Here is a 20,218-nt window from a genome sequence, read left to right as displayed (position 1 = left end):
TGTGACCTGGGATTTCATCATTCCGTGCCCAGCTTGGTCAGGGCCTCGTCCGTCAGGCGGTAGACCGTCCACCCGTTCTGTGGGCGGGCGCCGAGGGCGTCGTAGAAACCGATTGCGGGTTCGTTCCAGTTGAGGACCGACCACTCCAGGCGCTGGTAGCCGCGGCGGGTGCAGATGCGGGCGAGTTCGGTGAGCAGGGCCTTGCCGTGGCCGGCGCCGCGGGCCTGTGGGCGGACGAAGAGGTCCTCCAGGTAGATGCCGTGCGTTCCGCGCCAGGTGGAGAAGGACAGGAACCACAGCGCGAAGCCGACCGGCTCTCCGGTGTCGTCGTCCTCGGCGATGTGCGCGAAGGCGGCCGGGTGGTCGGAGAAGAGCGCGTCGTGGAGCTGGGCGGGGGTCGCCTTCGCTTCCTGTGGTGCTTTCTCGTAGGTCGCGAGTTCCTGGATCAGGGTGTGGATGACAGGGACGTCGGCGGGTGTGGCGGGGCGGATCATCGGGGCTCTTCTCGTCAGGGGTGGGCGGGTGGGCGCAGGCGGTGGACCATCTCGAGCTGATCCGGGTCCAGGGGGCGGCCGTCCTCGATGTCCCACAGGGCGTTCTGGAGGAGACGGCCCAGGGTCCAGGCGCGGGCGCGGCCCCGGTCCAGGTCCATGACGGCGGTCATCGCGTCGAAGCGCCATCGGATGTCGTCGGGGTCGTAGCGGTTGGCGAGGGCCGGCCAGAGTTCGAAGCCGGGGTCGCCGGCGAGGGGTTTGGGATCGATGGCGAGCCAGTCGGCGCGATCGGCGGCCAGGACGTTCTCGTCATGCAGGTCCCAGTGCAGCAGACGGTCGCCGGGTTCGGCGACGACCTCGCGTACGGCCGCGGCGCAGTCGGCGATGATCCGGCGGGCCTCGGGGTCGGGAATGCGGGGCAGCGCACGGGGGGTGCGGCCGAGCATGTTCCAGGCGATGTCGCCGAGGCGGCGCAGGCCGGGTGGGGCGGGGGTGGCGTTGAGGTGGGCCAGCAGGGAGGCGATCACCTCGACCGCCTCGTGGACGTCCGGGTGGTGGGCCAGCATGCGCGAGGGGTCGAGGCGTTCCAGCAGCACCGTGCCGGTGGGCTCGTCGTGGTCGATCAGGCGCACCGCGCCGTCGCCGTCCCACAGGCGCAGGGCGACCGCTTCGCCCGCGCTCTCCTCGTCCAGGAGCTGGAGCTTGAGGACGGCACGCAGCCCGTCGGCGCGGACGACGGGCAGGACCAGCGCGCACACGCCGTACATCGACGGGCCGTCCAGCCGCAGCCGCCAGCGGTGCAGGAAGTCCGCCGCGAGGTCCGGCAGGGCCGCGATGAAGGCACGGCCCGCCTCGCCGTTGTACTCCGCCTGTGACGCCGCCAGCTCGTCCGGAATGTCGATCACCGATCGGACGATACTGCTGTGCGTGAATCGGCTCATGCGAATTACGCGGGGTCTGCGCCGGGTCGGGGCCTACGTGCGCAGCGCCCCGGGGACGTACGTCTGGCTGGGGATTCTGTTCGTCACGACGGTCGCCCTGCACCACATGTCGCCGGACTTCGAGCGCGAGTTCCTGCGCCAGCGCTCGACGAATCTGGAGGAGCTGTCGCAGAACCCGGTGCGTGTGCTCATCGCCAGCGCGATGTGGATCGACGGCGGCCACTGGCTGCCGTACGCCGTGCTGTACAGCGTCTTCCACGCCCCGGCCGAGCGGTGGCTGGGGACGGTGCGGTGGCTGGTGGTGTGCGTGGCGGCGCATGTGCTGGCCACGCTCCTCAGCCAGGGGGTGCTGCTCGTGGCGATCCGGCGCGGGCTCGCACCGCACTCGGAGGCCGACGCGCTGGACATCGGGGTGAGTTACGCGCTGGCGGGCGTGGTGGGGGTGCTGACGTACCGGATCCCGGGGCCGTGGCGGTACGTGTACCTGTTCGTGGTGCTGGTCTTCTACGGCCTTCCACTGGCGGCCGGGCCGACCTTCACCGACCTCGGGCACTTCGCGTCCGTGCTGATCGGGCTGGCGTGTCATCCGCTGGTGCGGGGGCGGGAAATTCCACGGAATCCGAAGGAGACAGGCGTCACGCCGACGGGTTAACGTCCGCTCTCATGAGCAGCAGTGTCGTGAACGGCGGCATCTCCTTCTGGTACGCGGACGACGGTCTTCCCCCGGTGCGGGAGCCGCTGCCCGGTGACACGTCCGCCGACGTGGTGATCGTCGGCGGCGGATACACGGGTCTGTGGACGGCGTACTACCTGAAGAAGGCCGCTCCTTTTCTGCGGGTCGTCGTCCTCGAGCAGAAGTTCTGCGGATACGGCGCCTCCGGGCGCAACGGGGGCTGGCTGTACAACGGCATCGCCGGCCGGGACCGGTACGCGAAGCTGCACGGCCGGGAAGCGGCGGTGCGGTTGCAGCAGGCGATGAACGACACCGTCGACGAGGTGATCGCGGTCGCCGAGGCGGAGGGCATCGACGCCGACCTGCACAAGGGCGGTGTGCTGGAGGTGGCCACCACCCCGGCTCAGCTGGCCCGGCTGAAGTCCTTCCACGCCGCCGAGGTGGCCTTCGGGGAGAAGGACCGTGAGCTGTACGGCGCGCAGGAGACCGCCGAGCGGATCCGCGTGGCGGACGCGGTGGGCTCGACGTGGACACCGCACGGGGCCCGGCTGCACCCGGTGAAGCTGCTGAAGGGGCTCGCGGCGGCCGTCGAGGAGCTCGGGGTGACCCTTCACGAGTCGACGCCGGTGACCGAGATCCGGCCCCAGCACGCGGTGACGCCGTACGGGACCGTGCGGGCGCCCTATGTGCTGCGCTGCACGGAGGGGTTCACGGCCTCGTTGAAGGGGCAGCGGCGTACCTGGCTGCCCATGAACTCCTCGATGATCGCCACCGAGCCGCTGAGCGAGGAGAGCTGGGCGGAGATCGGGTGGGAGGGCCGGGAGACGCTGGGGGACATGGCGCACGCCTACATGTACGCCCAGCGGACCGCCGACGGGCGGATCGCGCTGGGCGGGCGCGGGGCGCCGTACCGCTTCGGCTCGCAGACCGACAACGACGGGCGCACCCAGGACGCGACGATCTCGGCGCTGCGGGAGATCCTGGTGCGGTTCTTCCCGTCGCTGGCGGGGGTCGGCATCGCGCACGCCTGGTCGGGTGTGCTGGGCGTGCCGCGGGACTGGTGCGCGACGGTGACGCTGGACCGGTCGACGGGGCTGGGCTGGGCGGGGGGTTACGTCGGCTCGGGCGTCGCCACCACGAATCTGGCCGCGCGGACGTTGCGGGATCTGGTGCAGCTGGACTCCGGGCAGTCCGGGCGCACCGAGCTGACCGAGCTGCCGTGGGTGGGGCACCGGGTGCGGAAGTGGGAGCCGGAGCCGCTGCGGTGGGTGGGCGTGCAGGGGATGTACGCCGTGTACCGGGCGGCCGACCGGCGGGAGCGGACGACGCACAGCGCCGAGTCCTCCCGTCTGGCACGGCTGGCGGACCGGGTGGCGGGGCGCAGCTGACGTCTACGGCGGCTCGGGTCGTCGGCCGTGTGCGGGCGCGCAGGCGCGGCGGTACCGGTGCGGTCAGGCCACCGACTCCGGTACCGGTTCCTGCGCGGGTGCTCCGTGCGACGGCGGACGGACCGTGACCATCAGGCCCGCCACCAGGCCGGCCAGCAGCATGACCGCGGCCGCCCACCAGATGGCGACTGTGTAGCCGTGCACCACGCCCGCGCGGACGATCTGCGCCCGCCCGCCGGGGTTCGCCAGGTGGGCGGTGATGTACGTGGCGCTCGTGGTGGTGGCGATGGTGTTCAGCAGCGCCGTGCCGATGGAGCCGCCGACCTGCTGGGAGGTGTTGACGGTCGCCGAGGTGACGCCGGCGTCCTGCGGCGCGACGCCCGCGGTGGCCGTGGAGAACACCGGCATGAAGGTCAGGCCCATGCCGAGGCCCATCAGCAGCAGCGCGGGGAGGATCTCCGTGGTGTAGGAGGAGTCCACCGTCATCTGCGTGAGGATCACCATGCCGCCGGCGGCGAGCACCATGCCGGGGACCATCAGCGTGCGCGGTGCCACGTGGGGCAGCAGGCGGGCGGAGATCTGGGTGGAGCCGACGATGATGGCCGCGGTCAGCGGGAGGAAGGCCAGGCCCGTGCGGACGGGCGAGTAGCCGAGGATGACCTGCAGGTAGTAGGTCATGAACAGGAACAGCCCGAACATGCCGATCACCGCGAGCATCATGGTCAGGAAGCAGCCCGCGCGGTTGCGTTCCTTGATGATGTGCAGCGGGAGCAGCGGGCTCGGCGCCCGTGTCTGCCACCAGACGAAGGTGGCGAGCAGGACGACACCGGCCGCGAAGAGGGCGAGGACCAGCGGGTCGGTCCAGCCGCGCGGCTGGGCCTCGCTGAAGCCGTAGACGATCGCGACCAGGCCGCCGCAGCCGAGGACGACGCCGGGCACGTCGAGCCGGACGCCCGCGTGGCCGGGGCGGTCGTGCAGCAGGGTGAGCGCGCCGACGACGGCGACGACGGCGATGGGCACGTTGACGTACAGGCACCAGCGCCAGTTCAGGTACTCGGTGAGCAGTCCGCCGACGATGAAGCCGATCGCCGAGCCACTGCCGGCGAGGGCGCCGTAGATGCCGAACGCCTTGCCGCGCTCCTTGGGATCGGTGAACGTCGTGGTCAGCAGGGAGAGCGCGGACGGGGCGAGGACGGCCGCGAAGGCGCCCTGCAGGGCGCGGGCCCCGAAGAGCATGCCGGCGCCGGTGGCGGCGCCGCCGAGCGCGGAGGCTGCGGCGAAGCCGACCAGACCGAAGACGAAGGTCCGTTTGCGGCCGACGAGGTCGGCGATCCGGCCGCCGAGCAGGAGCAGCCCGCCGAAGGCGAGGGTGTAGGCGGTGATCACCCACTGCCGGTTGGCGTCGGACATGCCCAGGTCGCGCTGGGCGGAGGGCAGCGCGATGTTCACGATGGTGGCGTCCAGGACCACCATCAGCTGGGCGAGCGCGATGATCACCAGACCCCACCAGCGGTGCCGGTCCGCTCCCGGCGCGGGTTGGTCTGTTCGGGTGACAGTCACTCGGTCAGAAGACCACGAATCAGGACGTATTGCATCCCGGGCTGTGTGGTGCCTTTTCATGGCTCCAGGACCACCTTTCCGGTCGTGCGTCGGCTCTCGAGGGCGCGGTGCGCGGCGGCCGCCTCGGCGAGCGGGAAGCGTTCGACGGCCGGGACGAGCCGGCCTGCGGCGGCCTCGGTGAGCGCGCGCAGTTCGAGGGTGCGCAAGGGGTCGGGACCGCCCGCCCTGGCGAACATCGCCGGGCCGAGCACCTGCTCGGAGACGCCGTCGACGAGGTACGGCCCGCCGTCGCGGATGCCCTCGGCGGACCAGCCGAAGACCAGGTGCCGGCCGCCCGGGCCGAGCAGGGCGACCGCCTCGCGGGCAGTGTCACCGCCGACGCCGTCGAAGACGAGGGTGGCGGGCCGGCCGCCGAGGAAGGCGCGGACCTTGTCAGGCCAGCCGGGCTCGGTGTAGTCGACGGCGAGGTCGACGCCGTTCGCCTGGACCCGGGCGGTCTTGCGCGGGCCGCCCGCGAGCCCCACGACGCCGGCGCCGGCGTTCCTGGCGTACTGCACCAGGAGGGTGCCGATGCCGCCGGCGGCCGCCAGGACCACGGCCACGGAGCCGGGGCCCAGGTCGTCCGCGAACTGCACGATCCCCATCGCCGTACGGCCCGTGCCGATCATGGCGACCGCCTGCGCCGGGTCCAGGTTCTCCGGGATCTCGTGCAGCCGGGCCGCGTCGGTGACGGCCAGCTCCGCATAGCCGCCGGGCGCGAAGCCGAGGTGGGCGACCACGCGCTTGCCCAGCCAGGACGGGTCCACGCCGTCGCCGAGGGCGTCGACGGTGCCGGCGACCTCGCGGCCGGGGACGGTCGGCAGGGCGGGCAGCTCGGGCAGGGGGCCGCGCACGCCCTCGCGCAGAGCCGTGTCGAGGAGGTGCACCCCCGCGGCGGCCACGGTGATACGGACCTGGCCGGGGGCGGGGACCGGGTCCTCGACCTCCTCGTGGGTCAGGTTCTCGGCGGGTCCGAAGGCGTGGAGGCGGATCGCGTGCATGGGGCTCCCCGTTCGACGACGTGTCCGTGCGAGGCCCACTCTTGAACCTCAAGCGCGCTTGAGGTCAAGCGAGCGCTGATGTCCCAGCGCCAGCGATACGGCCGTCAGCGCGCTGGTGAAGGAGACCTCCGACAGCACGCCGGGCGCGGCGACCTGGTCACCGGCGAGACAGACGCCGTCGCCGCGGTCGATGGCCGGGCGGTCCCGCCAGCTGGTGCCGGGCAGGTCCACGGCTCCGGTCCGGCCGTCGGCGGTGGCTTCGCCGCGCCAGGTGACCCGGTCGCGCCAGCCGGGGAAGCCCAGGTCGAGCAGTTCCTCGGCGCGGGCGACGCCGTCGGCGCGGGTCTCGTGCGGGGCGAGCGGAATCTGCCCCTGGATCAGCTGCTCGCCGGCCGGGGCGAGGGTGCGGTCCTGGGCGGTGAACCGCTCGATCCACCCGGGCGCGTCCAGGTCGGACACGGCGAACGCGTCGCCGCGCCGGGTGCGCACCGCCAGGTCGATCAGCGCGGTGCGGCCGCTGGGCCAGGTCAGGGAGTCGTCGCCCAGCAGCCGGCGGGCGGCGGCCAGGGAGGTGGCGACGATGACCGGAGTGTCGGTGGGCAGCGTGTCGACACGGGAGAGCGTCTCGATCCGCACCCCCAGGTTCCAGGCGCGGCCGGCCATCCGGTCGATCACGCTCGCAAAGCCGCCGCGCGGGTAGTGGGCCTCCGGCGGCAGCTTGGTGGCCCGGCGCAGCCGCTCCTGCACGAAGGCGGCGGACAGCGAGCCCGGGTCGTGGTGGAAGAGGGCGACGGCGGCATAGTTCGCGGCGGCCCGGGCGCCCTCCTCGCCGGCGATGCCGGTCGCCCAGCTGAGGAAGTCGGTGTCGACGGGCGCCTGCGGCAGCCGGCGGCGCAGCAGGTTGAGCATCGCGAACGGCGGGGTGCGACGCACAACGCCCTGGTGGCGCAGCCGCAGCCGGGCCGCCTCCAGAGCCGGCAACGGGGCCAGCGGTCCGATCAGGTCGCGCTGCTTCAGCCAGGTCCAGTGGGGGCCGCCGTTGTAGAGGGCGTGCGGTCCCTCGTTGGTCCGGTACGGCCCCTCGGCCGTGCGCGCCCGGCCGCCGAGGGTGTGGTGCGCCTCGTACACGGTGACCTTGGTACCGGCCTCGGCGGCGGTGATGGCGGCGGTCAGGCCGGCGAATCCGCCGCCGACGACGGTGATGCGGTGCATGTCGGGTCTCTCCCTCTGCTCGGGTCGCCGCTTGCACCTCTATGACCGCCGAAGACGCCCGATTGTGACATCACCCGCGTTCGCGCAGGTCAGAGCGATTGTCAGTGGCGGGGTGCAGCATGGGGGCATGGCAAGGGGAACGGGTGTGAAGGCTGCACGGCGGCCGGAGGTGCGCCTGCCGCACCTGGAGCGGTACGACGAAGAGGGGCTGGAGCCCGACGGGGACTACGACGGCCTGGAGTTCGATGCCGCCGACCTGAGCGGTCAGGACGGCGCGGGCGGCCGCTTCATGGACTGCGCCCTGAGAGGCTGCGCCCTGGACGGGACGCGGCTGCACCACGCGCGCCTACTGGACTCGGTGCTGTCGGACGTGCGGGGCGTGGGCACGGACCTGGCGGAGTCGACGCTCCGGGACGTCGAACTGACCGACCCGCGCCTCGGCGGCGTACAGCTGCACGGTGCGGTGCTGGAGCGGGTCCTGATCCGCGGCGGCAAGATCGACTACCTGAACCTGCGCGGCGCCCGCCTGCGGGACGTCGTCTTCACCGGCTGCGTACTGGTGGAACCGGACTTCGCGGGCGCCCGGCTCGAGCGAGTGGAGTTCACCGACTGCGCGGTCAAGGGCGCGGACTTCACCGGCGCCACCCTGACGGACGTGGACCTGCGCGGCGCGACCCCCCTGGACATCACCCACGGCCTGGAGGGCATGGCAGGCGCGGTGATCAGCACGGCCCAACTCCTGGACCTGGCCCCCCTCCTGGCAGCAGGCCTGGGCCTCAGAGTGGAGGGCTGAGCACGACGAACCGCAGGCGCCAGGCACGCCACGACGCACCGCAGCGGGTCGCCGCAGGCACAAAGGGGCGCGGGGAGCTGCGCGACCAGCCACAACGAATGCCGCACAGGCCGCCGCGGGCGAACGCGACCAGCCACAACGCACCCCGCACCCGAACGACAACCCCGCCCGAGCCGCCGGCAGGCACGGTCACCCGCCCAGTACGCCCCGCAGCGACTCGATCCACCGTCGCCGCATCGTCAGGAACGCCAGCCAGGACCCATCGCTGTAGTGCACCCGAAACCGAGCCATCAGCTGCAGCCGGGGCCGTCGCTCGACACGGACCACCCACGCCCGCGGCACCTCCCACACCGGCGCGCCGTCGGTGGTGCGGACCAGCCCGACCCGCTGATCCGTGACCCGCATCAGCAGTGCACCGGACGTCGGCGGCAGCTGGCCGGCGACACTGCCGGCGCCGCCGCTCGCTGCGCCGATGTTCTGCATCAGATGGTCGCCGAGCTGTCCGCCCAGCCTGCCGTGGCCATGGACGTTCAGCTTGACGCCCTTGGCGCTCTTCACCGGCACGACGACGTGATGAGCCAGAAGTCGCTCGCCGGGAGCCAGCCCGGTGAGTGCGGAGCGTTCGTGGAAGGACATGAGCATGACCATAAAGGAGGAACGCCGGGCGGCCCTCCGCGAAAGGTCAAGGGCGGTTCATGACACCCGGGGAAACCGCGCCTGGAGGGTCCAGATCGCCGGGTTGTCCGCGAGGTCGTCGTGCAGATCGCACAGATCGGCGACCAGGTCGTGCAGGAAGTCCCGTGCTTCCCGGCGCAGTTCGGTGTGCGAGAAGGACAGCGGAGCCTCCTCGGCCGGCACCCAGTCCGCGGTGATGTCCACCCAGCCGAAGCGGCGCTCGAAGAGCATCCGGTCGGTGGACTCGGTGAAGTCCAGTTCCGCGCGCTGCGGCCGGGCGGCGCGGGAGCCGGCCGGGTCGCGGTCGATGCGCTCGACGATGTCGCACAGCGCCCACGCGAAGTCCAGCACCGGCACCCATCCCCAGGCTGTGGACAACTCCCGGTCGGACTTGGTGTCGGCGAGGTACACATCCCCGCAGAACAGGTCGTGGCGCAGGGCGCGGACGTCCGCGCGCCGGTAGTCCGTCTGCGGCGGGTCCGGGAAACGGGTGGAGAGGGCGTAGCCGATGTCGAGCACTAGGCGATGGTGTCACGCCCGCCCACGGAAACCGGACCCCCCGCCCGACCCGACCCCGCCCCGTCCGACGCCGCCCGATTTCGACCGCGCCCCATCCGACCGCGCCCGATCCGAACCCGCCTGCCGCCGCATCGGTCTGTCAGGGAGACACCCCGACGACCATAGGATTCCCGACGTGTCCCGAAAAGCGCCCGCCGTCCCCGCGCTCCTGCTGACGCTCGCCCTGTCCGCCTGCACGGGCGGTGGCGGCGTCGACGGCACCCCGGGCGGCGCCGGCCTGCGCGACCCGTACTTCCCTAAGGCCGGCAACGGCGGCTACGACGTCACCCACTACGCCCTGACCCTCGCCTACGACCCCGCCGTGCGCACGCTCACCGGCACCGCGGACATCACCGCCCGGGCCGCCCAGGACCTGTCCGCCTTCGACCTGGACCTCAAGGGCCTCGGCGTCCAGGGTGTCACCGTCCAGGGCGCCGGCGCCCGCTTCGGCCGGGCCGGCCAGGAGCTGACCGTCCGCCCGCACGACGAGATCCAGCAGGGCAAGACCTTCCACATCCGGGTCCGCTACTCCGGCACCCCCGAGACGATCACCGACGCGGACGGGTCGAAGGAAGGCTGGCTGTACACGAAGGACGGCGCGCTGGCCCTGGGCGAGCCGGTCGGCTCGATGGCCTGGTTCCCCGGCAACCACCACCCCTCCGACAAGGCGACCTACGACATCACCGTCACCGTGCCGCAGGGCCTGACGGCCGTGTCCAACGGGGAGTTGGTGGCAGAGAGCACCCGGCAAGGCCGTACCGCCTTCCACTGGCGGACCGCCGAACCCATGGCGAGCTACCTCGCCACCCTCGGCATCGGCCGGTACGAGGTCCACCGAGGCCACGTCGGCAAGCACCGGTTGCCGTTCTACACCGCCGTCGACCCGGTGAGCGCCGAGGACAGCGGCGCCGTGCTGTCGAAGCTGCCGGAGGTGATGGACTGGCTGGAGCTCAACTTCGGCCCGTACCCGTTCTCCTCCACCGGCGTGATCGTCGAACAGAAGCGGGACGCGACGTACGCCCTGGAGACCCAGAACCGCCCCGTCTTCCCCGGCGCCCCGGACACCACGACCTTCGTGCACGAGCTGGCCCACCAGTGGTACGGCGACTCGGTCACGCCGAAGACCTGGCGGGACATGTGGCTGAACGAGGGCTTCGCGACGTACGCGGAGTGGCTGTACGCGGAGGACCACGGCGGCCCGAGCGCCCAGCAGCGGTTCCAGGAGGTGTACGAGCACGGCGAGGAGGAGGAGTTCGAGGACCTGTGGGACTTCCCGCCGGGCAGGCCCGGCAGCGCGGCGGTGATCTCGGCGAACCCGGTCTACCAGCGCGGGGCGATGGTCCTGCACAAGATCCGCCAGACCGTCGGTGACGAAGCCTTCTACGACCTCGTGCAGGGCTGGGCGGCGGCCCACCGCCACGGCAACGCCTCCACCGCCGACTTCACCGCGTACGTGGAGCAGCAGGCGCCGGACGAGGACTTCTCCGGCATCTGGCGGGACTGGCTGTACGGCGAGGGGCGGCCGGACCACCCGTGAGAGACGCTCCTCACGAGCCCGGCCGCCCCGCCACGTGCGGCTGGTCGACGCTGACGAGCCCGACCGCGCCCCGCCCTGTGGCTAGTTGACGTTCACCGCCTTCCAGGCGGCCGCCACCGCGTTGTACTCGGCGCTGCCGGAGCCGTAGAGGTCGGCCGCCGCCTGCAGGGTGCCGGTGCGGGCGGCCGCGTAGTCGGTGGAGGAGGTGAAGTACGTGGTCAGGGCCCTGTACCAGATCTGGACGGCCTTGTCCCGGCCGATGCCGGTGACCGCGGAGCCGTTGTACGTGGGCGAGTTGTAGGAGACGCCGTTGACGGTCTTGGCGCCGCTGCCCTCGCTCAGCAGGTAGAAGAAGTGGTTCGCCACGCCGGAGGAGTTGTGCACGTCGAGGCGGCCGACGCCCGAGGACCAGTAGTCGGCGGAGCTGCCGTCCTTGCTGGGCTTGTCCATGTAGCGCAGCGGGGTGCCGTTGCCGTTGATGTCGATCTTCTCGCCGATGAGGTAGTCACCGGGGTCGGCGCTGTTGTTCGCGAAGAATTCCACCGACGTGCCGAGGATGTCGGACGTGGCCTCGTTCAGACCGCCCGACTCACGGCGGTAGTTGAGGCCGGCGGTGGCCGCGGTCAGACCGTGGCTCATCTCGTGGCCGGCGACGTCGAGCGAGGTCAGCGGCCTCACGTTGCCCTGGCCGTCGCCGTACGTCATGCAGAAGCAGCTGTCGGACCAGAACGCGTTGACGTAGGCGTTGCCGTAGTGGACCCGGGAGTAGGCGGCCTTGCCGTCACCGGCGATGCCGTTGCGGTTGAACGCGGACTTGTAGAAGTCCCAGGTGACGGCGGCGCCGTAGGCGGCGTCCACGGCGGCGGTCTGCCGGTTGGCCACCGTCCCGTCGCCCCAGGTGTCGTCGGCGTCGTGGAAGAGGGCGCCGGTGCCGGACGTACCGCCGTTCAGGTCGTACGTCTTGTGGCCGCCGCGGGCGCCGTCGATCAGGTCGTAGCCCCCTGAGGCGGAGGCCGTGGAGTTGACCGGGACGGTGCCGCTGTACTGGCTGGTGCCCGTGCCGGTGTCGATCGCCTGGTAGGAGTAGATCTCCTTGCCGGTGGTGGCGTCGGTGATGACGTGCAGCTCGCTCGGGGTGCCGTCGTGCTGCAGGCCCGTGACGACGGACTCGTAGGCGAGGACGGGCTTGGAGCCGGCCGCCCAGATCACCTTGCGGGCACTGGTCGCGGTGGTCTTCGCGGAGGCGGCGGCCTTCAGCGCGTTCGCCTTGGCGGTGGTCGCGGAGACGGCCGGGTCGGTGGAGGCCACGGCTATGCGGGCCTTCGCCGCCTTGGTGACTCCCTTGAGCGCGCCGGACTTGGCCACATGGGTGACCAGGTCGCCGCCGAGGACGGGCAGTCCGGCGTAGGTGCGCTCGTAGCGGGTGTGGACGGTGCCGTCGGCGTCCTTGATCACGTCGCGGACGACGAGCTTCTCCTGGGCGCCGAGCCCGAGTTCACGGGCGGTGGCGGGGGCGGCGTCCTGCGCCGACCTGATCGCCTGGGCGCGGGCGGCGGCAGTGAGGGGGAGTGCGGTGGCGCCGTCGGTGTGCGCGGGGGCCGCGGTGGCGGCGCCGTTCTGTACGGCGAGGACGACCATCGCCGCCGAGCCGATCAGGGCGGCGGCGCGCAGCCGGGTGGAGCGAGAGGTGGGACGGTCGGGGTGTCTCACTCGGTCTCCTTCGTCGCTGGCCTCGTGGGGTTGAGGCACAGGTGGGACACAGGTTGCGGCGGCGAGGAGAGAGTGACATCGAGAACCTGCTGTTTGACAGAGGTCCGTCAGGACTTTACGTGTTCGTATCCGAATTCCGTTGTCCCGTATCCGTTATGCGGACAGCTGAGGTGCAGTCAGGGTCTCGTTGATACAGCGGAATTGCCGCCGGGGGTGTCACACCGCCAGGTGCTTGCGCAGCACCGCGCAGGCGCGGCCCTGCCGGCGGTCGGGGCGGTGGTCGATCACCTGGTAGCCGAGGGAGGTCCAGAAGGCCAGCGCCCTGGGGTTGTCGGCGAGGACGGCCAGCCGGACGGCGATGCGGCCGGCCTCGCGGAAACGGGCCTCCACGGCCGCGGCGATCCGGCGGCCGTGGCCCTGCCGGTGCACGCCCGCGTCGACCATCAGCAGCCCGATCCACGGGTCGGGGTCGGCCGGGTCGGGGTGGTGTGCGAGCGTGATGGCCACGCCGACGAGCCGCCCCTGGTCGCGGGCCATCAGCACCTCCGTGTCCGGATGCGCCAACTCGTCGGCCAGCGCGGCCGCCACCTGCTCCGGCCGGATGTCGTCCGGGTCCGGGAAGTCACCGCTGAGGGCCTGGAACTCGCGGTTGGAGGCGTACAGGGCGGTGAGTTCGGTGAGCAGCGGGGCGGGGATGTCGTGGTCGGGGGTGCGGGGGAGCGGGTCGAGGATCATGGCGGGACCGTAGTGCGGCGAAAGCCCCCGGCGCTCGGCCGGGGGCTCCTGCACGCGGGGCGTCGGATCAGACGTTGACGCCGAAGTCCTGGGCGATGCCGACCAGGCCCGAGGCGTAGCCCTGGCCGACGGCACGGAACTTCCACTCCGCGCCGTTGCGGTACAGCTCGCCGAAGACCATGGCCGTCTCGGTGGCCGCGTCCTCCGACAGGTCGTAGCGCGCGATCTCGGCGCCACCGGCCTGGTTGACGATGCGGATGTACGCGTTGCGGACCTGGCCGAAGTTCTGGCCGCGGTTCTCGGCGTCGTAGATGGAGACCGGGAAGACGATCTTGTCGATGTCCGCCGGGAGGGCGGCGAGGTTGACGTTGATGGCCTCGTCGTCGCCGGCGCCCTCGCCGGTGCGGTTGTCACCGGTGTGGACGATGGAGTTGTCCGGCGTCTGCTTGTTGTTGAAGAAGACGAAGTGGGCGTCGGAGTAGACCTTGCCCTGGCCGTTGACCGCGATCGCGGACGCGTCGAGGTCGAAGTCCGTGCCGGTGGTGGTGCGGACGTCCCAGCCCAGGCCCACGGTGACGGCGGTCAGGCCCGGAGCCTCCTTGGTGAGCGAGACGTTGCCACCCTTGGACAGGCTTACTGCCATGGTCGGGAGTCCTTCCTCGATGCGCTGTGTGTACGAGGCTTCGCACTGGGGACGAAGCTACCGTCATCCCTACGAACGTCGCGGCCCGGCGGATGGTTCCAGCTCGCTTTACCTTTTTTACCCGCACCTTCCGACCGGGCCGCGAGGGCGCCTTGCACCCGGGCCTCGGCAGTCGTCCCGCGGGAAATGGGATGACGTGGACCGGGCCGGGACGGGAACATGGACGGCATGTCCGGTCCCCATCTCATCCGCGGTTCCGTCGCGCTCCCCGAGGCCGAGCTGATGTGGCGCTTCTCGCGGTCGTCGGGGCCCGGCGGACAGCACGTCAACACGTCCGACTCCGCAGCCGAGGTCCGCTTCGACCTCGCCGGCACCGAGGCGCTGCCCGAGGTGTGGAAGCGGCGTGCGCTGGAGCGGCTCGGTCCACGGCTGGTGGACGGGGTGCTCAGCGTGCGCGCCACCGAGCACCGCTCGCAGTGGCGCAACCGGGAGGCCGCCGCGGTGCGCCTGGCGGCGCTGCTCGCTCAGGCGACGGCTCCGCCGCCGAAGCCGCGCAAGCCCACGCGCGTGCCGCGGGGCATCAACGAACGCCGGCTCCGCGAGAAGAAACAGCGCGCGGAGACCAAGCGGGGCCGTACCGGGCGGGACTGGACTCGGTAGAGGCCTCCCCGTCCCAGGCGCCCGGGTCTCCCCGGGCCTCCCCTGATCCGGGACGTCGGGACGCCACCGCGTCAGCCGAGCTCCAGTACCCCCACCGTCTGACCCCCGCTCACCTCGCCTTTCTCTCGGAAGCCCAGGCCCAGGTAGAAGGCCTCCGGGCCGTCGGGGCCGGGGTGCCAGCTGACGTACATCTCCTTGGTGCCCCGCCGGCGCAGTTCCTCCGCCACCGCCCGGACCGCGAAGCGGCCGTAGCCGCGGCCCTGGGCGTCGGCCGCGATGTTGAGGCGCCACAGGCCCGAGCGGTGCACGGTGCCGTCGCCGTGCCAGTCGATGCCGAGGAAGGCCATCAGGAAGCCGACCGGCCGCTGGCCGTCGACGATCAGGCGGGGCCACGCCACGCCTTCGGGGTGGACGTAGGCCTCGGCGAGGGACTGCATCACCGGCGAGACCGCGTGCTCCTGGTCGGGGCGGACCCGGATGCCCACGGCGGCGTCGAAGGTGTGCGGCGTGATCTCTTCGAGGTGGGTCATCGCTGCACCCCAAGGACGCCGCACGGCCCCCGGCGAGGGGTTTTCGGGCGTCACCCCAGCTGCCGGTACCGCCCCTTGAAGTACGTCAGCGGGCCGCCTTCCGCGCTCGGGACGCGGGCCGTCAGGACGCGGCCGATCACCAGCGTGTGGTCGCCGGCGCTCACCCGCTGCTCGGTGCGGCACTCCAGGGTGGCCAGCGCGCCGCCCACCAGGGGCGCGTCGGTGACCTCGCCGCGGACGTAGGGGATGTCCTCGAAGAGCAGGCGGTCGCTGATGCGGCCCTTCATCGCGAAGCGGCCGGCGATGTGGCGCTGGCTCTCGGCGAGGACCGAGACGGCCCACAGCGGCTGCTCGGCCAGCAGGTCGTCCATCCGCGAGCCCTCCCGCAGACTGACGAGGACCAGCGGCGGGTCCAGGGAGACCGACATGAACGCGGTGGCGGTCATGCCGACGTCCTCGCCGGTGGGCGCGTCCGGGTCGTCCGGGTCGAGCGGCGGCTCCAGCGCGGTCACCAGGACCACGCCCGCGGCGAGCCGGGACATGGCGGCGCGGAACTCGTCGTGGGTCACCCCCTCAGCATGCCCGGCTGGGGCGGGTGTGAAGGGTGAGGGCACGGCAGGGGAAGTCTTCAGCACGCCGGAAACGCTAGTCTCCGCTCGCAAGACCGCGCATCGGACCTCGGACCGGGTGCGGACCTAGGTCTTCCGCCTGACTTCCGGCCCCGAACGGCCTCCGATGCCGCATACTCGCAAAATGTCCATTCGGTTAACGCACAGGAAAAATGCAGAAACTCCACTTTATTGTTCACGTTTTGCTGTGACTTGAGTCACAAGGGCAAGGAAATGTTGACCCTGTGTACCGAGTGAGCAGCGCGCTGTGATTCAGTGGCGAAAGACGCAGAAAGACACGCCACCAGGCTCAGACGACGATACGCCGACGACAACCCTTGATTCGCTGCGAAGTCTCGGGGGGAGGGCGAGCATGGAGACCGAGTCGGAACCCTATGTCCGTCTTGCGTCCCTGCGGCAGTTGCACCAGGTCATGGCGGACATGAACACCGCCCGCAGCCTGGCGGACACCCTGCAGACCGTCGCCGACGGCGTGGTCACCGCCCTCGGCTACGAGCTGGCCTGCGTCAACCTCGTCCGCGCCGACGGCGATCTCGTCGTCGCCGCCTTCGCCGGCAACCCCGCCGCCGAGGCCCTGATCACCGGCCGCGTCGGCTCCCGCCCGTCCTGGGACCGTCGCCTGTCCATGGGCGAGCAGTGGGGCGACCTGGTCTTCATCCCGCACACCGAGGGCTGGGTCCTCGACGACGACGACGTCCCGCAGTGGTACACCGACGGGCCCGCGCCGCGCTTCGAGGACGAGTGGCACCCCTCCGACCGGCTCTTCGCCCCCATGTACGCGCCCGGCGCGCAGGGCGGCCCGCGCGGCGAGCTGCTCGGCGTGCTGTCCGTGGACCGGCCGCGCAACGGCCGTCGGCCCGGCGCCTGGGGCCGCGAGGCGCTGCAGATGTACGCCTTCCAGGCCGCGATCGCGATATCCAACGCCCGGCTGCGCGCCAACATGCAGCGCGCCCTGGTCCGCCTGGAGCGCGAGCAGCAGGCCCTGCGCGCCAGCGAGGAATCCTTCCGCCAGGCCTTCGAGTACGCCCCCTCCGGCATGGCCATCGCGGAGATGGGCGGCGACCAGCACGGCCGCATCCTGCGGACCAACGACGCCCTGTGCCGGCTGCTCGGCCGGCCCGCCTCCGCGATGCGCCGCTACTCCTTCTCCGACCTGGTCCACCCCGAGGACATCGGCACACTGCTGCGCACCTCCGCCGAGGGCGGCCGCGCCGAGCTGCGCCTGGGCCGCCGTGACGGTACCTACGTCTGGGTGTCCCTGCGCAACTCCGTCGTCGCGGACACCGCCGACGGCCCCCGTTTCCTGCTCACCCACGTCGAGGACATAGAGGAGCGCAAGCGCCGCGAGCTCCAGCTCGCCCACCGCGCCTCCCACGACTCCCTCACCGGACTGCCCAACTCCGCCGAGCTGCGCTCCCGTCTCGCCTCCCGCCTCTGCCGGCGGCCGCAGACCGCCCACCCCGCGCTCGACGCGTACGACTCCCACGACACCGCCGAGGCCGCCCACGGTCACCCCGCCGCCTTCGACGCGAACGGCCACGGCTTCGACTTCCGGCCCGCCCCCGACGGCTACGACGCCTACGACCACCATGTGCACACCGTCGCCCCCGAGGAGGAGCGGGACGACGGCGCCAAGGGGCTCGCGGTGCTCTTCTGCGACCTCGACGGCTTCAAGTCGATCAACGACCGGTTCGGGCACAACGCGGGCGACGCGGTCCTCATCGAGGTGGCCCGACGGCTCAGCAACGGTGTGCGCGACGGCGACACCGTCGCCCGGCTCGGCGGCGACGAGTTCGTGATCCTCGCCGACGGCCTCGGCCGCGCCGACGCGCAGGACCTCGCCGTACGCCTGCGCAACGAGATCATCCAGCCGATCCGGGCCGAGGGCCGGGCCGTGCGGGTGGGCGCCAGCTTCGGCATCGGGTGGGCGCACTGCGGCATGACGGCCGACGAGGTCCTCAAGTCGGCGGACGAACGGATGTACGTCGAGAAACGATCTCGTCCCAAACAGCACAGGCGCGCCGGGTAATCCGCAGGTCAGCCCGGTCGCGGGGGAAACGGTGCGGTTCGCATCACCTGTTTGGGTCTTGCAGAGCGGGTAGGCTCGCCCTCTGCCACACCCCACACCAAGGACCCCATCCGCCCCCCACCTGTTGAGGAGAACGAAGGGATGACGCCCGGCAACAACGGCCCGAGCACCCCCGAGGACGACGACCCGTTCGGCTACCTCTACGCCGACGGACAGGCCCGGGGTGCGCAGCCGCCCTCGGGAGGCTACGGCTACCCGAACTCCGTCAGCCGGGTGCGCACCGTCGGGGAACGGCAGTACGGGCAGCAGGCGCCGGCCGCCGCGCCGTACGGCCAGGTCCCGCAGCAGCAGAGTGCCCAGGGTGCCTACGGCAGGACCAACGCGCACTACGCGGCCCCCGAGACGTTCCCCGGCGGCGCGCCCACCGCCCCGCAGCACCAGGCCGGCGGGTCCGGTTCCGGCGGGCGGGGCCGGGGCCCCAACACCAAGGGCCTGCTGATCGGCGCGATCGCCGTGGTCGCGGCGGTGGTGGTCGGCATCGGCGTGGTGATGATGAACGGCGACTCGGACGAGAAGAAGAACGACCAGGCCGGCACCACCCCCACCCAGTCCCAGCAGAACACCACGCCGAGCCCGTCGTCGAACGCGAGCGGCGACGCGGAGGTGAAACTGCCCACGATCGACGCGAAGGCGCTCCGCTTGGGCGGCACTGCGACCCTCGCCTCGGACGTGCAGGGCGCCCAGTCCGACGGCGGCATCTACGTCGCCAACCTGAACCAGCCGGGCTCCGCGGTGACCTGGACGGTCAACGGCATTCCGGAGGACGGGGCGTACACGCTGTTCGCCCGGTACAGCACGGCCGGTGAGGCCCAGTCGATGACCCTGACGGTCAACGGCAAGCCGTTCGGCAACAAGCTGAACATGGACAACTTCGCCCACGCCGCCGACGGTGACTTCGCCAAGGGCTGGACGAAGACTTTCGCCTGGCCGACCCTGACCAAGGGCACCAACACCATCACCCTGTCCTGCGAGGCCGGCGACAAGTGCAACGTCCTCCTGGACCAGTTCTGGCTGAAGAAGGGTCAGGTCCAGAACTGACCCGCCTGACGTTCCGTGGCTGCCGAGGCACTGCCTCCTCGGACAGCCACGGTCGGGCCGGAAGGCCCTGTGATGGGCCAGGTGCACAGAGAAGTCCCACTTCGACGCATGCGGCGGCTATCCAGCCTGTGTTGTCGCCCGCATGACTTTGAGCCAGTCATTGTCGGCAGGGCCGCCGGACCAGCACCTGTAGGGCCCGCCGCTGTTGTTGCGTGTGCACGGAGTCGTGTTGCACGGAACGTGGACCTTCGGGTCGGTGAGGGCGTGGACGTCGGCGGACATCGGCCGAGGCCGAGGAGGTCGTACCGAGGTCGACCCCGAGTCAGGCCGCGCTGACCTCCGCCGTCACCGCCACCTTCCCCAGCAGCTCCTCATAAGCACGCGCGTCGTATTCGCCCGCCGCCGGGGACAGGACCGTGGCGGTGGAGAGGGCTACCGCTCGGGTGAGGCGGTCCGGCCAGGGGAGGTTTTCCACCAGGGCCGAGAGCAGGCCCGCGACCGCCGAGTCGCCGGCGCCCGTCGGGTTGCCGTGGACGTGGGCCGGTGGGGCGGCGCGCCAGCGGCCCTCCGGGGTGGCGGCCAGGAGGCCGTCGGGGCCCAGGGAGGCCACCACCGCGCGCGCCCCGCGCCGGCGGGTGTCCTGCGTCGCGCGCACCGGCTCGTGGGAGCCCGTCAGTTCCGCCAGCTCGTCGGCGTTGGGTTTGACGATGTCCGGCCGGGCCGCGACCCCGCGGCGCAGCGGCTCGCCGCTGGTGTCCAGCAGGACGGGAACGCCCGCCGCACGCGCCGTACGGATCAGGCCCGCGTACGCGCCCACCGGCACGCCGGGCGGCAGGCTGCCGCACAGGGCCACCGCGGACGCACCGGCGATCAGCTCCTCGTACCGGTCCTGCAAGGCGCCCCACTCGGTGGGCGCGACGAGGGGGCCCGGCTCGTTCAGCTGGGTGGTGTCGCCGCTGTGCCCGTCCACCACGGCGATCGTGCGGCGCGTCGCGCCCGCGACGGGCACCAGCGCGTCGCGGACCCCGGACGTGTCCGTCAGCAGGTCACGGACGACGCGCCCGGTGGCCCCGCCCGCGAAACCGGTGACCGTCACCTCGTGACCGAGGGCGGCGAGGACCCGCGCCACGTTGACCCCCTTGCCGCCCGGCCGTTCGATGACGTCCGTGACGCGGTGGGAGGTGTGCGGCCGCAGGGAGCGGACGCGGTAGGTGATGTCGAGAGCGGTGTTCAGCGTGACCGTGAGGATCACCTGGGCCGACCTCCCCCCGCATACGTGTGCTGACGTGGACTTCCGGAGGGTCGATCATGCC

The 20,218-nt window shown here is 71.8% G+C and carries 20 protein-coding genes; 7 read left to right on the top strand and 13 right to left on the bottom strand.

From position 1 onward, the window contains the following. Positions 1-17: 17 nt before the first annotated feature. Together AB0J12_RS09160 and AB0J12_RS09155 are read right to left on the bottom strand one after the other, a co-directional pair. Positions 18-494: a GNAT family N-acetyltransferase gene (locus AB0J12_RS09160; RefSeq protein ID WP_363263589.1), complete on the bottom strand. Its 477-nt coding sequence runs from the start codon at positions 492-494 to the stop codon at positions 18-20. 14 nt (positions 495-508) lie between these two features. Then, complete coding sequence (locus AB0J12_RS09155; protein ID WP_363263588.1) at positions 509-1,435, bottom strand: aminoglycoside phosphotransferase family protein; 927 nt, start codon at positions 1,433-1,435, stop codon at positions 509-511. Here AB0J12_RS09155 and AB0J12_RS09150 point away from each other — a divergent pair. Then, complete coding sequence (locus tag AB0J12_RS09150; RefSeq protein WP_363263587.1) at positions 1,434-2,087, top strand: rhomboid-like protein; 654 nt, start codon at positions 1,434-1,436, stop codon at positions 2,085-2,087. The two genes, AB0J12_RS09155 and AB0J12_RS09150, sit on opposite strands and share 2 nt — an antisense overlap. A gap of 11 nt (positions 2,088-2,098) precedes the next feature. Beyond that, on the top strand, positions 2,099-3,496 hold the full coding sequence (locus tag AB0J12_RS09145; protein WP_363263586.1) for an FAD-dependent oxidoreductase: 1,398 nt from the start codon (positions 2,099-2,101) through the stop codon (positions 3,494-3,496). Positions 3,497-3,559: 63 nt separating this feature from the next. On the opposite strand, the gene AB0J12_RS09140 is transcribed toward AB0J12_RS09145, so the two are convergent. From AB0J12_RS09140 to AB0J12_RS09130, 3 genes are read right to left on the bottom strand one after another with little or no spacing between them, the layout of a single operon-like run. Continuing rightward, complete coding sequence (locus AB0J12_RS09140) at positions 3,560-5,056, bottom strand: MFS transporter (RefSeq protein ID WP_363263585.1); 1,497 nt, start codon at positions 5,054-5,056, stop codon at positions 3,560-3,562. 56 nt (positions 5,057-5,112) lie between these two features. Beyond that, complete coding sequence (locus AB0J12_RS09135) at positions 5,113-6,096, bottom strand: zinc-binding dehydrogenase (RefSeq protein ID WP_363263583.1); 984 nt, start codon at positions 6,094-6,096, stop codon at positions 5,113-5,115. A gap of 48 nt (positions 6,097-6,144) precedes the next feature. Continuing rightward, entirely contained in the window at positions 6,145-7,308 is a 1,164-nt protein-coding gene (locus tag AB0J12_RS09130) for an FAD-dependent oxidoreductase (protein ID WP_363263582.1), read from the bottom strand. Positions 7,309-7,435: 127 nt separating this feature from the next. Here AB0J12_RS09130 and AB0J12_RS09125 point away from each other — a divergent pair, with 127 nt between their 5' ends. Next, positions 7,436-8,101, top strand: coding sequence for a pentapeptide repeat-containing protein (locus AB0J12_RS09125; RefSeq protein ID WP_363263581.1), 666 nt, complete (start codon positions 7,436-7,438; stop codon positions 8,099-8,101). A 189-nt stretch (positions 8,102-8,290) separates the two neighbouring features. On the opposite strand, the gene AB0J12_RS09120 is transcribed toward AB0J12_RS09125, so the two are convergent. Both AB0J12_RS09120 and AB0J12_RS09115 read right to left on the bottom strand, forming a co-directional pair. After that, positions 8,291-8,737, bottom strand: coding sequence for a hypothetical protein (locus AB0J12_RS09120; RefSeq protein WP_363263580.1), 447 nt, complete (start codon positions 8,735-8,737; stop codon positions 8,291-8,293). Positions 8,738-8,794: 57 nt separating this feature from the next. Continuing rightward, positions 8,795-9,295: a hypothetical protein gene (locus tag AB0J12_RS09115; protein ID WP_363263579.1), complete on the bottom strand. Its 501-nt coding sequence runs from the start codon at positions 9,293-9,295 to the stop codon at positions 8,795-8,797. Between the two features lie 175 nt (positions 9,296-9,470). Between AB0J12_RS09115 and AB0J12_RS09110 the strand changes: the two genes are divergently transcribed. After that, positions 9,471-10,871, top strand: coding sequence for a M1 family metallopeptidase (locus AB0J12_RS09110; protein ID WP_363263578.1), 1,401 nt, complete (start codon positions 9,471-9,473; stop codon positions 10,869-10,871). 81 nt (positions 10,872-10,952) lie between these two features. Here AB0J12_RS09110 and AB0J12_RS09105 read toward each other — a convergent pair whose 3' ends face one another. From AB0J12_RS09105 to AB0J12_RS09095, 3 genes are all read right to left on the bottom strand, one after another. Then, positions 10,953-12,509 (bottom strand): M4 family metallopeptidase, encoded by a 1,557-nt coding sequence (locus tag AB0J12_RS09105; RefSeq protein WP_363263728.1) that lies wholly within the window; start codon positions 12,507-12,509, stop codon positions 10,953-10,955. 288 nt (positions 12,510-12,797) lie between these two features. Then, entirely contained in the window at positions 12,798-13,316 is a 519-nt protein-coding gene (locus AB0J12_RS09100) for a GNAT family N-acetyltransferase (protein ID WP_363263577.1), read from the bottom strand. A gap of 67 nt (positions 13,317-13,383) precedes the next feature. After that, positions 13,384-13,959 carry a TerD family protein gene (locus AB0J12_RS09095; protein ID WP_031170907.1) on the bottom strand — a complete coding sequence of 192 codons (576 nt, stop codon included), beginning with the start codon at positions 13,957-13,959 and terminating at the stop codon, positions 13,384-13,386. 219 nt (positions 13,960-14,178) lie between these two features. Here AB0J12_RS09095 and arfB point away from each other — a divergent pair, with 219 nt between their 5' ends. Then, a complete protein-coding gene (arfB, locus tag AB0J12_RS09090; protein ID WP_363263576.1) occupies positions 14,179-14,619 on the top strand; it encodes an alternative ribosome rescue aminoacyl-tRNA hydrolase ArfB in 441 nt (146 codons plus the stop codon). A 71-nt stretch (positions 14,620-14,690) separates the two neighbouring features. Here arfB and AB0J12_RS09085 read toward each other — a convergent pair whose 3' ends face one another. Together AB0J12_RS09085 and AB0J12_RS09080 are read right to left on the bottom strand one after the other, a co-directional pair. After that, the gene (locus AB0J12_RS09085) at positions 14,691-15,149 is read right to left on the bottom strand and encodes a GNAT family N-acetyltransferase (RefSeq protein ID WP_363263575.1); all 459 of its coding nucleotides are present in this window, start codon (positions 15,147-15,149) and stop codon (positions 14,691-14,693) included. Between the two features lie 50 nt (positions 15,150-15,199). After that, complete coding sequence (locus AB0J12_RS09080) at positions 15,200-15,691, bottom strand: flavin reductase family protein (RefSeq protein WP_363263727.1); 492 nt, start codon at positions 15,689-15,691, stop codon at positions 15,200-15,202. 439 nt (positions 15,692-16,130) lie between these two features. On the opposite strand from AB0J12_RS09080, the gene cdgB reads away from it, so the two are divergent. Both cdgB and AB0J12_RS09070 read left to right on the top strand, forming a co-directional pair. Beyond that, positions 16,131-17,807 carry a diguanylate cyclase CdgB gene (gene cdgB, locus AB0J12_RS09075; RefSeq protein ID WP_363263574.1) on the top strand — a complete coding sequence of 559 codons (1,677 nt, stop codon included), beginning with the start codon at positions 16,131-16,133 and terminating at the stop codon, positions 17,805-17,807. Positions 17,808-17,948: 141 nt separating this feature from the next. Continuing rightward, positions 17,949-18,905, top strand: a complete 957-nt coding sequence (locus tag AB0J12_RS09070; RefSeq protein ID WP_363263573.1) for a carbohydrate-binding protein — start codon at positions 17,949-17,951, stop codon at positions 18,903-18,905. A 322-nt stretch (positions 18,906-19,227) separates the two neighbouring features. Here AB0J12_RS09070 and AB0J12_RS09065 read toward each other — a convergent pair whose 3' ends face one another. Further along, positions 19,228-20,157 carry a 1-phosphofructokinase family hexose kinase gene (locus AB0J12_RS09065; protein WP_363263572.1) on the bottom strand — a complete coding sequence of 310 codons (930 nt, stop codon included), beginning with the start codon at positions 20,155-20,157 and terminating at the stop codon, positions 19,228-19,230. Positions 20,158-20,218: the final 61 nt, after the last annotated feature.

Source organism: Streptomyces sp. NPDC049915 (genome assembly GCF_040656475.1).
GTDB lineage: Bacteria > Actinomycetota > Actinomycetes > Streptomycetales > Streptomycetaceae > Streptomyces.
The sequence above is the reverse complement of the archived record's forward strand: the minus strand, read 5'-3'. Positions and strand labels throughout refer to the sequence as shown.